This is a genomic window from Ruegeria sp. BJ6 (genome assembly GCF_056537885.1).
The window spans coordinates 68,309-83,763 of the sequence record NZ_JBQFSG010000010.1 but is presented as its reverse complement, the minus strand read 5'-3'; the positions used below and the strand labels follow the sequence as shown (position 1 = coordinate 83,763).

Sequence of the window (15,455 nt, the reverse complement as noted above, 5' to 3'; positions counted from 1 at the left end):
GGTCGGTGGTGCGGGCGGTGGGACTCGAACCCACACGGCGCTAAGGCCTTCGGATTTTAAGTCCGATATGTCTACCATTCCATCACGCCCGCACGCGACAGGTGTCCTGCCACTGCTTCCTAACTTGCTGCGGAGGCTATTGCAATCAGCCCGACAGCACATTCACTTGGTAAGAAAGTCAGGGCTGGATGCAACAGTTTCGTACAAGTCGCAGTCATCTTTGTAGTACGCGCCCATAATGTCGACCGATGATTTCGACAGATGTTCGATACCCAGATGCTTGTAGGTCGAGTTGCGCCTTTTTTGATCCTGAACGGCGCCGCCAAAATTTCTTCCGATTGTAAAGTCGGGCACTCCAAACTCTGAAAGGAGGCTATGCAGCTGTGCGTCAAGCCTGCCAAAATCGACTGCGAAATCGCAAAACTTGAAGAAATCTACCTGTGGAATGAAATGGCCGTCCGACAGGTTGGGGTTTGCGCGTAGCAATTCGAACTTCTTTTCAACCCAAGCGTTCAGCTTGTTTTCGTCATAGTCATTGGTTTCGTGTTCGTGCCGAAACTGGCTGATCACCCGCTCATACGGATTTCGAATGACACAAAAGCCCTTGAACAGGGTCTTTTGGGGATAGTGCCAACGCGATACCCCGAGATCGTTCCTCTCAAGCGTCCTGTCGAACCTGCCCCAGAAGATTCCTCTTTTCAGGGCCGCATTCTCAATCGACGATCCGGCGGCCTTGGGTATGTGAAGAAAGCTCAGTCTCGCTTTTGGCGTTGAGTTTTTCAGCAGGTAGATTGTCTTCTTTTCCAGATCTTTATTGTTGGTATTTTTGCGCGTTTGCTTGGCAACTTTCGATGATCTGAATTCGTCCCACTCGGCGTAAGGCTGGCAGTAGCTGTTGATCTTGTTGTCCAGTTCCCTTTTGGTGTCCTGGTTATTTTTCATAACCTCGTTCCACAGGTAGAACATCCAGAAGTAAGGGATCACATTTCGGTCTTCACAATATGAGAGGAAGTCGAATCCTGTGCCTTCCCGTGACACCAGATCATCCCGCTTATTTGCGATGGCATTGTGCAGGACGGGCATATTTACGGTTGCAAGACCGTTTCTTTCCTTCCCAAGGAAGCGCAGGATTTCTTCCAGAAGCTCGCGAATGACAGGATGCCCCTGCCGGGACGCCAAAAACCAAGACACCAACTGCCTGTCAGGATGATCCGGCGGTTGCCTGAAGCAGAATAGATCCCGTTGTTCTTTCGGGAGCCAAGTCGAAATGGGCTCGACACACAGCGTCGTCGAGTCGACCCAAACGCCGCCAAACCGATACAGCAGATACACCCGAAGAAGGTCGGAAAACGAAGCTTTCGTCAGTTTGACGAAAGGAAAGCAATTTGCATCTGCCGCAAAGTCAAACCCGACGATGGATTTCAGCTTTTCGTCATCCAGGAAAACGACCTGGAAGTCCGGATTCTTTTCCACCCACAGTTTGTAGGAATGCAAGACAATATCCGGAGCCGAATTGAGACCGGAATCCCAGTAGATCCAGATCGTATTTTCCCTGTTTTCCGAGGGATCCAGTTCCGGAATTTCAATAATGTTTCCGGTGACTTCGGGAATCGCCTTCGCAATGTCCGCTATCTTTTCAAAGTGATTGCTAACCGCGGTATTAAGACCCTTAACTTTCTGGGAAAGTGCTTCTTTTTCTTTTTCCGCTCGTTCCAGTGTCGGGGCAAATGCTCTATTTTCATTTTCCGCACGTTCCGCGCGGCGGGTAAGACTGTCAGTGATGTTTTCCAACTGCTGTCTTGTATCCGCGATGGTTTTCTTGCGGGCGCGGCTTGATTTCCTGTGGTGCACTGCAAGCCAGATTAACAAAGTCCAAGGCAGAAACACTGCAAATACAACTGCGAATTCCATGAAAGAGTCTGTCGCTTTCTTCAAGTCTTCTGATTTGACCGAATGTGACCCGGTCAGACTGCAATGCCACAGATAGTCATGTTCTCGGCACCACAGGTATGAGCCAACTCGACGCAATGGGCGTTCGTGGGTCTTACCCGGCCAGTTTGACCTTTGTCCACTGCTGTTTCGCAACCTGCCCGAGCAGGAACCAACAAATTGGATTACTCGGTCCGGGTCAGGGTGCGTTTCAGCCGGCTGGGGAACAAATACACGCGATGGTTTGTGTTCATGTTGCTTCGGCGCGCCTTGTCTCCATTGCAGCGTGGTACCCGACACCAAAGGAGTGGGCTCTCACACCAAAAGTTCCGCGGTGGTCAAAACCGGTTCGCCCCGTAAGGAGTAAGGTGAAGGCGTGGTTCAGCCCCTGAAACAATGTCAGCAACCAGCTCTGCGGTTCCGGCCGCCTGTGTCAGCCCAAGGTGGCCGTGCCCGAAGGCGTAAATCACGTTGCCTGACCGCGTAGATGGTCCGATCACCGGCAAACTGTCAGGCAATGAAGGCCGAAATCCCATCCATTGCGTGCCCCCAGCCGTGTTCAGACCGGGCAGGAATTGTTCGGCTTTTGCAAGCAACGTACTGGCCCGGTCAAAATTTGGCGGCAATGCCAGCCCGCCCAGCTCTACCGCACCGCCGACTCGCAATCCGTCGCCGATTTTTGTGACAACAAAGCCGTGGTTTCCAAACGTAAGTTGTGTACGCAACGAAAAGGCCTGACCGGGCAAGGTGGTGTTGTAGCCGCGTTCGGTTTCCAATGGGATATTGTCTTGCAGACTGCGGGCCAGATAATGAGACCACGCTCCGGCGGCGACGACAACTTTGCTGGCCTTGAAGCTGTCCTTTGCTGTGAGCAGCGCGACCTCATCCCCCTGAATTTCCAAGGCGCTGATTGAGGCAATCTCGATTGTTCCGCCCATCGCCCGAAAGCAATTGGCCAGATGCTCGGTCCACTTCAAGGGGTCCGTCACGTTCATCCAGTCAGGAGTATATACGGCATGGGTGAAGCGCGGATGGATGCCTGGTTGTATCTCGGCGATTGCATCGCGGCTGTTCAGGATGTCGAACGCGATGCCATGATCCTTGCGCAGCTGCCATCCGGGAAGGCTGTCGCGGTATTGCCTGCCTCCTTCGTAAAGCTGCAACTGACCTTCGCGCCGCATCATCTTTTCGCCGTTAACCGCCACGATCTGGCGTTCAAGCGCGGCTTTCGAGTGATCCATCAGACGGGTTTGCGCGACAACGGAGGCTTTGTAGCGGTCAGGCCAACTGGCGCGCCAGAACCGCAGCATCCAGGGTGTGATTTTGCATGCGTATGACGGTGGCACAGATAGAGGGCCCAAAGGATCGAACAGCCACTTTGGCGCCTTGCGCATGATGCCCGGCGCGGCCAGAGGTTCGATGTCGGTAAAAGCAAAAGCACCCGCGTTGCCCTGTGATGCCTCGGCTGCGACGCCCTTGCGGTCCAGAACACGCACATTCAGCCCGCGCATCTGCAGGGCAAGCGCAGTACTGATGCCAATAATTCCGGCCCCTATGACGATGACGTCCTGTTGCTGCATCGTGGCGTTTGCTTTCTGCGCTTTGCCGGTCCGGCTTCTACGAGATTCTCAAATCCTGATCCCGGACCGGAATGGGTCTGCATCGCCAAAGATCAGCCGGGCTTCGGCTGTGACAAAAGCCTGACCCGTGATGGTCGGGATAACGCCCCCTTGCGGACCCGGCTGATAGGACAGGCGATAGGGGCTGCCGATCACGCTGTGTTGGATTATCTCTTCGCCCGGTTCTAGTTGACCCTGCGCCGCCAGACAGGCCAGCCGCGCCGATGACCCGGTTCCACAAGGAGAGCGGTCATAGGCATCGTCCGGACAAAGTACGAAATTTCGGCTGTGTACTCCATCAACAGGTGGGGGGCCCTGAAAGATCACGTGATCTATAGGTTCGCCGTTTTCGCCACCAATGCCTGCTGCATTGGCCGCATCGCGGATTGCGATTCCCAGATCGGTCAGGGCGCGGATGTTGCCGGGTTCGACCGGGATCGGGCTGGGGTCGAGGATGAAAAACCAGTTGCCGCCATAGGCGACATCCCCGGTCACTTGCCCGTGGCCGGGTACGTCCAGCGATACGGCCTGTGCGATCTGTCGGCTTTCAATGTTGGTGAGGGTAACTGTGTTGGCATCAGAAAGCGCGACTTCGACAATGCCCACCGGAGTCTCGATCCGATGCGTGCCAGGACCGATCCGCCCGAGATGCGCCAGCGTTACCGCCACCCCTATCGTGCCATGCCCGCACATGCCAAGCACCGCGCCCGCGTCGAAATAGATCACACCTGTGACGCATTCCGGGTCCGTTGGTTCCACCAGAAGGGCGCCGACCATGGCAGGTTGGCCGCGCGGTTCAAGCATGACCGAAAGGTAGAAATCCTTGTGTTCGTCGGACAGGCGTCGCGCACGTTCTGCCAATGGTCCCGAGCCAAGATTGGGGCCGCCATCCAGGATCACCCGGGTGGGTTCTCCGCCGGTATGGCTGTCGATCACATGCATTCGGCTATTATCCCGCCCTGAGCGGACCAGTCGGCGAACCACTTGCGGAACAGGGTATATTGTTGTTCGCAATAATTGCGCTGGGCGTCGGACAACGCGTCGGATTCGACAAAATGCAGGCGATATTCCTCTTCACCGTTCAGGACGAGCAGGTGTTTGTAATACAGCACCAGATCGGTACCTTCGTCAAAGCTGGCCAGAACACCGAACGCTTCTTCCAGTTCGCGGGCCCGCAAACGGGCCTCGGCGTTTCCATCGGCCGCTTTCTGACATAAGGCGGCCAGCAACAACGCCTCTTTCGGCAGGGCGGTTCCTATGCCGGTGATGGACCCGGTCGCCCCGCAATTGACAAAGCCGTGATACACTTCGGTATCGACCCCGACCATCAGCGTGACCTGATCATCCTTGCTGGTGATGTGCTCGGCGGCATAGCGCAGATCGTCCTTGCCCCCGAACTCCTTGAATCCAACCAGATTGGGATGTTCAGCCCGCAAGGCAAAGAACAGCTCGGCGCGTGTGGCAAAACCGTAGACCGGGCTGTTGTAGATGATCGCGGGCACATCTGGGGCCGCCGACAGGATCGCCTTGAAGTGGTTTTTCTGCGCGGCAATCGACTGACCACGCGACAGAACTCTTGGAATAACCATCAAGCCGGCGGCACCAACTTTCTGAGCGTGCGCTGCAAGGGCTACGGCTGATTTCGAGTTGATCGCACCGGTCCCGACCACCACGGGCAGGCCCGCATCGACCAGACGCTCGACACCGGTCATGCGCTCCTGATCCGTCAACAGTGGCCAGTCACCCATCGAGCCGCAATACACAACGGCGGACATGCCGGCATCGATCATTTCACGACCCTTTCTGACAAGGGCGTCGTAATCCGGTGTTCTGTCAGCGGTGCAAGGGGTCATCAGCGCTGGCATGGTTCCAGTGAAAACGTTGTCCTGCATGTGTGCCTCTGTTGGTTTGTTCGGTTGTCAATTTGTGGCGGCGTCTGTGCGTCCAGATAGAGTGCCGTCACGGGTTCTTCGTGCAATATGGGATTTTGTATCCAAAATCCACAAGAAAAGAAAAAGGGCGTGAATCGATGACTCACACCCCTGTCTGTGGTGGCTTGTAGCCGTTACAGTTTGACGGGTTTGCCCGAGTTGACAGATTCCAGTGCGGCCTCGGCCAGACGCAACGCTTCCAGCCCGTCTGCCCCGCTGGGCACCAGGGGCCGGCCCGAACGCAGGCCGGAAATAAAGGCGTTCAGTTCGGCTGCGTAGGCATCGATATACCGGGTCATGAAAAAGTCGTGCAGGGGCGGGCGGGCGTATCCGTCTTTTGTGGCCACCTCGATCCCGACCGGACGCTGGTTTTCCGCGTGTACCATGCCTTTGGAGCCATGAACCTCGATCCGTTGATCATACCCGTAGGTGGCCCGGCGCGAATTCAGGATCGCCGCCTGCCGCCCGCTGGCCGTAGTCAGCAGAACCGTGGCAGTGTCATAATCCCCAAGTTCACGAACGGACGGGTCAACCAGCGCCGAGGCGGTGGCAAAGACCTGCGTAATTTCTTCGTCCAAAAGGTGCCGGGCCATGTCAAAATCATGGATGGTCATATCGCGAAAGATGCCACCCGAGACGCTGATATAGTCAGACGGCGGCAGCCCCGGATCGCGCGAGGTGATTGTCACCTGCTCGACATTACCGATCCGGCCTGTGTCAATCGCCTGTTTCAAAGCGGCGAAATGAGGGTCAAACCGGCGGTTGAAGCCGACCATGAGCGGTGTACCTGCCCCTGCGACGGTTTTCAGACAGGCTTCGACGCGGGGCAGGCTCAGGTCCACGGGCTTTTCGCAAAACACAGCCTTGTTTGCGTGGGCAAACCGCTCGATCAGATCGGCATGGGTGTCGGTTGGTGTGCAAATGATGACGGCATCGATGTCGGCGGCGCCTTCAATCTGGTCGATCGTGCGGGTTTCACCGCCGTATCTGTTTGCCAGCGTTTCCGCAGCCTGTGCCGAAGCATCGGCAATGGTAATCAGTTCTGCGTCGGAATTGGCGGCGACGGCTTTGGCGTGAACCTGCCCGATGCGGCCTGCGCCCAGAATGGCGATACGTAGTGTCATTACAAACCTTTCTCAGATCGAAACGCGGGCACCGGTTTGTGCAGACCGTGCCATGGCGTGGATGACATTTTCGAATTCCAGCGCGGCGGTGAAATCGGGATAGGCTGTGCGCCCGTCGGAAATGGCCCCGAGCAGCTCGGCGGCCTCAATGATTTTCAGGTCGTTGAACCCAAGCTGATGTCCGGGTGCCGGGCAGAAACTGTCGTATGGCTTATGCTCGGGTCCGGTGAGGATGGTCTTGAAACCCTGCTCCGCACTGTCACCTTTGTTCTGATAGATCTGCAACTCGTTCATTCGTTCCTGATCAAAGCAGATCATGCCGTGCGTGCCGTGCACTTCCCATGCCAGTCGGTTTTTGCGGCCCCAGGCGGACCGTGACGTGGACAATGAACCGTGAACGCCGTTGGCAAAGCGCACCAGCGCGCTGGCGGTATCTTCGTTTTCCACTTCGCCGATGCCTGATCCATCCGGAAGCGGACGTGTGGCGTGCACCGTTTGAATGTCGGCCACAAGGTTGTCGATCGGGCCCACGAGGCCATAGGCCATTGAAACCAGGTGACAGCCAAGATCGCCCAGCGTACCCAGCCCGGCATCTGCCAGACGCGCCCGCCATGTCCACGGAAGGTCCGGGTCGGCCTGATAGTCTTCGTCCACCCAGCCGCGAAAATGCACCAGTTGGCCGATGGCGCCGTCGTCGATCAACTGTTGCGCCAGCCTGAATGTTGGATTCCGAACGTAGTTGTATCCCACAAGTGTGACGACCCCGGCCTTGCGCGCGGCCTTTTCCATTTCTGCGGCGTCTTCCAGTGTCAGTGCCATCGGTTTCTCACACCAGATATGCTTGCCAGCGGCGATTGCGGACAATGCCATGTCCTTATGCATCTGATTTGGCGTGGTGATCGAAACGATGTGAATTTCTGGATCGCCCAGCATTTGACGCCAGTCGTCGGCCGCTTGTTCGAACCCGAATTGATCTGCCATCGCGCCGGCCTGTGGAAGCGGCGTGTCGCACAACGTTCGCAGCCGGATCTCGGGAAGGTTGCCCATGACGGCGCGCGCATTGCGATAAGCCAGCGCATGGGCTTTGCCCATAAATCCGGTCCCAATCAATCCGATGCCCAACGGCGTGCTCATCTTGATCTCCCGTTTTGTCGTTTGCGAAGACTCTATGGAATATTTGTTCCATTATCGCTATCGTGATCCGCAAGCATTCTGTCAAGAACAAATGGACCTCCGATGCACGACCTGCCCGCACCGAAAAGTGTCGAAGCCTTTCATCACCGTCTGCGCGAAATTTCCGATACGCTTCCGAAGCGAATGAAACAGTGCGCGGAGTATCTTGCGGCGCATTCCGACAGGATCGCGCTGGGGACTGTGGCCGAAATGGCAACGGGCGCACAGGTGCAGCCATCCGCGATGATGCGGTTTTGCCAGATCATGGGCTTTTCCGGCTATTCCGAAATGCAGAAACTATTCCGCGAGTCGGTGGCCCAGGGGTTTCCTGATTATGCCAGCCGCCTTGCAGCGTTGCGCGAACGTGGTGCCGGCAGCCCTTCGGCTCTGCTGGCCGAGTTTGTCGATGCGGGCCGTATGTCATTGGAAAATTTGGCAAATACCGTGGATTCCCGTGTTTTGGACCAAGCGGTGGCAAAACTGGTTCAGGCCGAGACGATACATGTCATTGGCTTGCGGCGCGCATTTCCCGTGGCGTCTTATCTGGCTTATGTCTTTGAAAAGATGGAAATCCCGGCGATGCTGCATGACAGCGTCGGCAACCTGAACCATGTACATGCCGTTCGGCCGGGTGATGCGCTGATCGCCATTTCCTTTGCGCCCTATTCCGAAGATACGGTGGCGCTGGCGCGTGAAAGCGTTACGCGCAAAGTTCCGGTTGTTGCGATTACGGATACCGGACTAAGCCCCCTTCAGATGCAGGGCGTATTGTCCTTGTCAGTGGCAGAAGTCGATTTTGGCGCGTTCCGCGCGCTATCTGCTACCTTGTCGCTGGCCGTTGCATTGGCTGTCTCCGTTGGTGCGGGAAGGAGTTCTTGATTTTGGAACTCAGCTATTGATTTTTATCATTATGGAATGTTTATTCCATCCGTGGTGCTTTGCGGACCTTTACCGTTCGAAGCCCGCGCAGAAAACGAGCCACGGCTCGCATGAATTTGGGAGGATCTCATGAAGAAATTGCTGACAGCCGTAGCTGCCGCCGCGATTTGCGCGACCGGCTTTGTGGCGCCGGTAGCCGCCGAAGGTGAAAAGATCATTCTGATCAGTCACGCACCGGACAGCGACAGCTGGTGGAATACGATCAAGAACGCGATTGCGCTCGCGGGCGAGCAGATGGGTGCGGATGTCGAGTATCGCAATCCGCCAACGGGGGACCTGGCCGATATGGCGCGGATTGTCGAACAGGCTACGGCCACCGATCCGCACGGAATCATCGTGACCATCGCCGATTTTGATGTTCTGGAAGGGCCGATCAAAGACGCAGTGGATCAGGGTATTCCGGTCATCACGATCAACTCTGGCACGCAGGAACAGTCCAAAGAGCTTGGCGCGCTGCTGCATGTAGGTCAGCCAGAATATGATGCCGGCTTCGGTGCGGGCGAAAAAGCCAAGGCCGCCGGGGCAACCTCGTTTCTGTGTGTAAACCACTATATCACCAATCCGGCCTCGGTCGAACGGTGTCAGGGATTTGCGGATGCGATTGGGGCCGATCTTTCCGCCTCGATGATAGACAGCGGGCAGGACCCTTCCGAGGTTCAGAACAAGGTATCCGCATATCTGTCAGCTCATCCCGATACCGGCGCCATCCTGACGCTTGGCCCGACCTCGGCCCACCCGACGCTGCGTGCGCTGGATGAAAACGGTCTGGCGGGTGAGATTTTCTTTGGCACCTTCGATCTGTCGGGTGAGATCGCCGAGGCAATCAAAGGCGGGACGATCAGTTTCGCAATTGATCAGCAGCCGTACCTGCAGGGGTACCTGCCGGTTGTGATCCTGACAAACCTTGCGCGCTACGGCGTGGTTCCCGGAAACTCGATCAACTCAGGCCCGGGCTTCGTGACCAAGGACAACATCGCGCTGGTCGAGGAATTCGCAGGCGAATACCGCTGATCGACCGGGGGGCGGCTCGCCCCCCGTAACCATCCACCTTCCTGCAAGTTTAAGTGAGGGGCCATGACGGACGAGCGTATCAAGCAGGTCTCGGCGCTGCGGCGTGCCATGATCCGGCCAGAGCTGGGGGCCATCGCTGGCGCAATTCTTGTGTTTGTCTTTTTCCTGATGATCGCAGGCGACAGCGGCATGTTCGCGCCCGAGGGCATTCAGAACTGGACCGTTGTTTCGGCCCAGTTCGCGATCATCGCGGTGGGTGCCTGTCTTCTGATGATCGCGGGCGAGTTTGACCTGTCCGTCGGCTCGATGATCGGTTTTGCCGGGATTGTCATCGCCATTCTTTCGGTGCAGTTGGGCTGGCCGGTCTGGCTGGCCATCATTGCGGCTTTTGTCGTCTGTGTTGCACTGGGCTGGGTCAATGGAATGCTGGTGATCAAGACCGGGTTGCCCAGCTTTATCGTGACGCTGGCCTTTCTTTACATTCTGCGCGGCCTGACGATTTGGCTGGCGATCCTGTCCACACGCAAGACCATCATCGGCGGCGTCAAAGATGTGGCCGAAGGCGATCCTTTGGCGTGGTTGTTTGGCGGTGTCGTGTTCAAACCTGTGTTCCAGTGGCTTGCGGATATCGGGCTGCTGGAAACCTTTACCCGGGGCAAACGTGAAGGACAGCCGGTGGTCGACGGGGTGCCGATGCTGGTCATCTGGGCCATCGCGCTGATCATTGTTGGTCACGTCATCCTGACCAGGACAAAGTTCGGCAACTGGATTTACGCAGCCGGTGGCGATGCACAAGCCGCACGATATGTCGGCGTGCCGGTGAACCGCGTCAAGGTGCTGATGTTCATGTTCACCGCCTTTTGCGCCTGCGTTTTTGCCACATGTCAGGTGATGGAGTTCGGCTCGGCCGCCGCAGACCGTGGCGTGTTAAAGGAATTCGAAGCGATCATTTGCGTGGTGATCGGTGGCGCGTTGCTGACCGGTGGTTACGGTTCTGTGATCGGCGCGGCGCTGGGCGCGTTGATCTTTGGTGTGGTCCAGCAGGGCCTGTTCTTTTCGGGCGCGGAAAGTTCGTTGTTCAGGGTATTTCTGGGCACGATCCTGATTCTGGCCGTGATCCTGAACACCTATATTCGCCGTATGATCACGGGAGAACGCTGAGATGACGCAGAACACCACGTTCCACCATGGCGACCCTTCGGGTGCGGCGCCAATCGTTGAAATGAAGAATATCGAAAAACACTTTGGTGCAGTGATTGCATTGGCCGGGGTCAGTTTCGATATCCGTCCCGGTGAGTGTCACTGCTTGCTGGGTGACAACGGTGCAGGCAAATCGACCTTCATCAAGACCATGGCCGGGGTGCACAAACCCACCAGAGGTGAGATATTTTTCGAAGGCAAGCCAATGTCCTTCGACAGCCCCAGGGATTCGATGGAAGCCGGCATCGCCACCGTCTATCAGGACCTCGCCATGATCCCGCTGATGAGCGTGACGCGCAATTTCTGGATGGGCAGAGAACCGGAAAAGAAGGTCGGGCCGTTGCGGTTCATCGACTTCGACAAGGCGAACTCGGTCACGATGGAAGAGATGAAGAGGATGGGGATCAATCTGCGTTCACCGGATCAGGCAGTTGGCACGTTGTCGGGTGGTGAGCGTCAGACCGTGGCCATCGCGCGCGCGGTGCATTTCGGGGCCAAGGTCCTGATTCTGGATGAGCCTACTTCGGCATTGGGTGTGCGGCAGACTGCGAATGTTCTGGCCACGATCGACAGGGTCCGCAAAAAAGGAATTGGCGTAGTCTTCATCACGCATAACGTTCGGCATGCGATGGCGGTGGGTGATCGCTTCACGGTGCTGAACCGGGGCCAGACGCTGGGCACGGCTGTACGCGGTGAGATCACACCGGACCAGTTGCAGGACATGATGGCTGGTGGTCAGGAACTGGCCCAACTCGAAGGCAGCCTTGGGGGCACCGTATGACAAAGACGCTTGATGTCATCACCATTGGACGCTCGTCGGTTGACCTTTATGGGGCGCAGGTGGGTGGCCGGTTGGAGGATATGACTTCCTTCAACAAATATATAGGCGGATCGCCAACCAATATGGCGGCAGGCACCGCGCGGCTGGGGTTGAAATCCGCGCTTATCACCCGTGTCGGGAATGAGCATATGGGCCGTTTCCTCCGCGAGGAACTGGCGCGCGAGGGCGTTGATGTGCGCGGGATCAAAACCGATCCTGACCGGCTGACTGCTCTGGTGTTGCTGGGTATTCGCGATCAGGAGCAGTTTCCCCTGATATTCTATCGCGAGAACTGCGCCGACATGGCTTTGAGCGAGGATGACATCGACCCGGCCTTCATCGCCGAAGCGCGCGTGGTTGTAGCGACCGGCACGCATCTGAGCCATCCGCAGGTCGAAGGCGCAACACTGAAGGCGCTGAAACTGGCACGCGAAAATGGGGCTCAGACAGCACTGGATATCGACTATCGCCCGAACCTGTGGGGCGTGGCCGGGCATGGGGATGGCGAAAGCCGGTATGTGGAAAGCGCCAAGGTCACAGCAAAGCTGCAATCGACCCTGCACCTGTTCGACCTGATCGTGGGTACCGAAGAAGAATTCCATATCGCAGGCGGCACCACTGACACCATGGCGGCCCTGCGTGCGGTGCGGGCCGTTTCAAATGCCGTGCTGATCTGCAAACAGGGGCCAATGGGCGCCTCGGCCTTTGTGGGCGACATTCCCGGCACATTGGACGAGGGGCAGAGCGGCCCGGGCTTTCCCATTGATGTATTCAACGTTCTGGGTGCCGGGGACGGTTTCATGTCCGGTCTGCTCAAAGGCTGGCTGGATGGGGAGGATTGGCCAACTGCTCTGGGATACGCCAATGCTTGCGGAGCCTTTGCCGTCAGCCGCCATGGTTGCACCCCGGCCTATCCCAGCTGGGAAGAGCTACAGTTTTTCCTGACCCGCGGTGTCAGGGAAAAGGCGTTGCGAAAGGATGCCGAGCTGGAACAGTTGCACTGGTCCACGAATCGCAAAGGCGACTGGTCCACAATGCGGGTTTTTGCATTTGATCACCGCATCCAGTTCGAAGAGATGGAGGGCGCAACGCCCGAAAAGATCGGTGTGTTCAAATCGCTCTGCCTTGAGGCTGCAACGCAGGTGGCTGGTGATCGGCCGGGTTACGGCCTGCTATGCGACTCGCGTCTGGGGCGAGACGCCCTGTACAAGGCCGCCGGGCAGGGGCTGTGGATCGGCCATCCCGTGGAACTGCCCGCCTCGCGCCCATTACAGGCCGAGCCCGGGATCGGGCCAGATTTCGGAGGGCTCAGTGAATGGCCGTCCGAACATGTGGTGAAATGCCTGTGCTTTTATCACCCTGATGACAGCGACGAGATGAAGGCCCGGCAAGAAGACGTCGTGAAGCGCTTGTTCACGGCCGCCCGGCGTAACCGGCTGGAATTTCTGCTCGAAGTCATTCCGTCCAAGGTGGGGGCCGTTCGACCTGAAACCACACCCGCGATCATCCAGCGGTTCTATGATATTGGTGTCTACCCGGACTGGTGGAAGCTGGAGCCGCTCAGGACCGATGGGGAATGGGCAGCTGTGGTCGAGGCCGTTCAGCGCAATGATGCCCATACGCGAGGGATCGTTGTTCTGGGTCTGGATGCCCCGACAGATGAACTGGCAGCCTCCTTCGCGCAGGCGGCCAAATTCGATCTGGTCCGGGGGTTTGCTGTGGGGCGCACCATTTTTGGTGATGCCGCACGCGCTTGGATGAAGGGTGAGCTTGGCGACACGGATGCCGTTGCACAGATGGCGGCGAGATATGAAAACCTTTGTGCGATCTGGGATCAGGTGCGCGCGCAAGCAAAGGAACAGGCAGCATGAGCACGATCCGGCTGACTGCGGCACAGGCGATGGTGCGCTATCTTTCGGCGCAGAAAAACGAAGACGGTGCGCCATTTATTGCTGGTGTCTGGGCGATTTTCGGACATGGCAATGTCGCCGGTCTGGGCGAGGCGTTGTATGCGGAACGTGACACTCTTCAGACCTATCGCGGACACAACGAACAGACCATGGCCCATGCTGCGATTGCCTATGCCAAGCAATCCGGTCGGCGGCGGGCAATGGCAGTGACGTCCTCGATCGGTCCGGGGGCCACCAACATGGTAACCGCTGCGGCGCTGGCGCATGTCAACCGATTGCCGGTGCTACTGATCCCCGGCGATGTATTTGCCGGTCGCGGTCCCGACCCTGTATTGCAGCAGATTGAGGATTTTGGTGACGGAACCGTCAGCGCGAACGATTGCTTCCGCCCGGTCAGCCGATATTTCGACCGCATCACCCGGCCCGAACAGTTGCTCACCGCGCTGCCCCGTGCCTTTGCTACCATGACTGACCCGGCAGATTGCGGACCAGTGACGCTGGCCTTTTGTCAGGATGTACAGGCTGAAGCCTATGACTGGCCCGAAAGCTTTTTTGACGAAAAAACCTGGCATCAGCGACGTGTGCGCCCTGATGAGGGCGAACTGGCACGTGTGGCGGATGCGGTGAAAGCGGCGAAGAACCCCGTGATCGTTGCAGGAGGTGGAGTGCATTATTCAGGTGCCTGCGCCGCGCTGCAAAGCTTTGCCGAAACGCATCAGATACCGGTTGTTGAAAGTCAGGCCGGCAAATCGGCTCTGGCGTGGGATCACCCGCTGAACCTTGGCCCTGTTGGGGTGACCGGAGCCTCCAGCGCCAATACGCTGTGCGAAAAGGCCGATCTGGTTCTGGGGGTCGGCACCCGGTTTCAGGATTTTACCACCGGGTCATGGGCGTTGTTCCGGAACCCGGACTGTAAACTGGTCAGCCTGAATGTCGCTGCCTATGACGCCGTGAAACATGGGGCAATGCCTCTACAGGCCGATGCGAGGGCGGGGCTTGAGGAACTGACGCGCGCATTGGGCAGTTACGCAGCCAGCCCGCCTGATGCGGCTCTGAAATCCGATTGGTTTGCGGCCGTTGATCCCCTGACTGAAACGCCTGGGGATGGCAATGCGCTGCCGACAGACCAGCAGGTCATCGGCGCTGTGCAACGCGCCAGCGGGCCGGATACGGTGGTTATGTGTGCAGCAGGCACAATGCCCGGTGAATTGCACAAGCTCTGGAAAGCGCCGCGTCCCGGGGCGTATCACATGGAATATGGCTATTCCTGCATGGGGTACGAGATTGCAGGAGCCATGGGCATCAAGATGGCGCAGCCGGATCGCGATGTGGTCTGCATGATCGGAGACGGGTCCTACATGATGGCGAATTCCGAGCTGGCTACCGCCTGCATGATGGGTATCAAAATCACGATCGTGATTACCGACAACCGTGGTTTCGGGTGCATCAACCGGTTGCAAATGGGCACCGGAGGGGCCGAGTTCAACAATCTGCTGGACCACGCGCATCACACCAACCCATCGAATATCGACTTTGCCGCACACGCGGCCTCGATGGGTGCGGCCGCGGTGCATGTCGGGACGGTGGCCGAGTTGGAGGATGCTTTGACCCGAGCCAAAACCGCCGAAGGTCCTTTTGTGATCGTCATCGATACCGATCCTTATCCCAGCACCCCCGATGGCGGTTTTTGGTGGGACGTGGCGGTGCCCGAAGTCAGTGACCGTGATGAGGTGAAGGAAGCGCGTCTTGGGTACGAAGCAGCCTTGCGCGCGCGCCTGAATTAGGCGCGTCACCTCCGC

12 protein-coding genes and 1 tRNA gene are annotated in these 15,455 nt (G+C 57.7%); 6 read left to right on the top strand and 7 right to left on the bottom strand.

What is annotated here, in order from left to right:
* Window positions 1-6: 6 nt before the first annotated feature.
* From ACR0D6_RS18130 to ACR0D6_RS18100, 7 genes are all read right to left on the bottom strand, one after another.
* A tRNA-Leu gene (locus ACR0D6_RS18130) sits at window positions 7-92 on the bottom strand.
* Window positions 93-162: 70 nt separating this feature from the next.
* The gene (locus ACR0D6_RS18125) at window positions 163-2,229 is read right to left on the bottom strand and encodes a capsular polysaccharide synthesis protein (protein WP_480766549.1); all 2,067 of its coding nucleotides are present in this window, start codon (window positions 2,227-2,229) and stop codon (window positions 163-165) included.
* A 38-nt stretch (window positions 2,230-2,267) separates the two neighbouring features.
* Window positions 2,268-3,509 (bottom strand): NAD(P)/FAD-dependent oxidoreductase, encoded by a 1,242-nt coding sequence (locus ACR0D6_RS18120; protein WP_480766548.1) that lies wholly within the window; start codon window positions 3,507-3,509, stop codon window positions 2,268-2,270.
* Between the two features lie 48 nt (window positions 3,510-3,557).
* Window positions 3,558-4,490, bottom strand: coding sequence for a 4-hydroxyproline epimerase (locus ACR0D6_RS18115; RefSeq protein WP_480766547.1), 933 nt, complete (start codon window positions 4,488-4,490; stop codon window positions 3,558-3,560).
* On the bottom strand, window positions 4,481-5,440 hold the full coding sequence (locus ACR0D6_RS18110) for a dihydrodipicolinate synthase family protein (protein ID WP_480766546.1): 960 nt from the start codon (window positions 5,438-5,440) through the stop codon (window positions 4,481-4,483). Before ACR0D6_RS18110 ends, ACR0D6_RS18115 begins: the two co-directional genes overlap by 10 nt.
* A gap of 173 nt (window positions 5,441-5,613) precedes the next feature.
* Window positions 5,614-6,603 carry an inositol 2-dehydrogenase gene (gene iolG / locus ACR0D6_RS18105; protein WP_480766545.1) on the bottom strand — a complete coding sequence of 330 codons (990 nt, stop codon included), beginning with the start codon at window positions 6,601-6,603 and terminating at the stop codon, window positions 5,614-5,616.
* Window positions 6,604-6,615: 12 nt separating this feature from the next.
* On the bottom strand, window positions 6,616-7,737 hold the full coding sequence (locus ACR0D6_RS18100; protein WP_480766544.1) for a Gfo/Idh/MocA family protein: 1,122 nt from the start codon (window positions 7,735-7,737) through the stop codon (window positions 6,616-6,618).
* 102 nt (window positions 7,738-7,839) lie between these two features.
* On the opposite strand from ACR0D6_RS18100, the gene ACR0D6_RS18095 reads away from it, so the two are divergent.
* From ACR0D6_RS18095 to iolD, 6 genes are all read left to right on the top strand, one after another.
* Window positions 7,840-8,655 (top strand): MurR/RpiR family transcriptional regulator, encoded by an 816-nt coding sequence (locus ACR0D6_RS18095; protein WP_480766543.1) that lies wholly within the window; start codon window positions 7,840-7,842, stop codon window positions 8,653-8,655.
* Between the two features lie 129 nt (window positions 8,656-8,784).
* Window positions 8,785-9,726 (top strand): sugar ABC transporter substrate-binding protein, encoded by a 942-nt coding sequence (locus ACR0D6_RS18090; RefSeq protein WP_480766542.1) that lies wholly within the window; start codon window positions 8,785-8,787, stop codon window positions 9,724-9,726.
* 63 nt (window positions 9,727-9,789) lie between these two features.
* Window positions 9,790-10,887 carry an ABC transporter permease gene (locus tag ACR0D6_RS18085; RefSeq protein ID WP_480766541.1) on the top strand — a complete coding sequence of 366 codons (1,098 nt, stop codon included), beginning with the start codon at window positions 9,790-9,792 and terminating at the stop codon, window positions 10,885-10,887.
* A gap of 1 nt (window position 10,888) precedes the next feature.
* A complete protein-coding gene (locus tag ACR0D6_RS18080; protein ID WP_480766540.1) occupies window positions 10,889-11,707 on the top strand; it encodes an ATP-binding cassette domain-containing protein in 819 nt (272 codons plus the stop codon).
* The gene (locus ACR0D6_RS18075; RefSeq protein ID WP_480766539.1) at window positions 11,704-13,617 is read left to right on the top strand and encodes a bifunctional 5-dehydro-2-deoxygluconokinase/5-dehydro-2-deoxyphosphogluconate aldolase; all 1,914 of its coding nucleotides are present in this window, start codon (window positions 11,704-11,706) and stop codon (window positions 13,615-13,617) included. The genes ACR0D6_RS18080 and ACR0D6_RS18075 overlap by 4 nt, the downstream gene beginning before the upstream one ends.
* Window positions 13,614-15,440 (top strand): 3D-(3,5/4)-trihydroxycyclohexane-1,2-dione acylhydrolase (decyclizing), encoded by a 1,827-nt coding sequence (gene iolD, locus ACR0D6_RS18070; protein ID WP_480766538.1) that lies wholly within the window; start codon window positions 13,614-13,616, stop codon window positions 15,438-15,440. Before ACR0D6_RS18075 ends, iolD begins: the two co-directional genes overlap by 4 nt.
* Window positions 15,441-15,455: the final 15 nt, after the last annotated feature.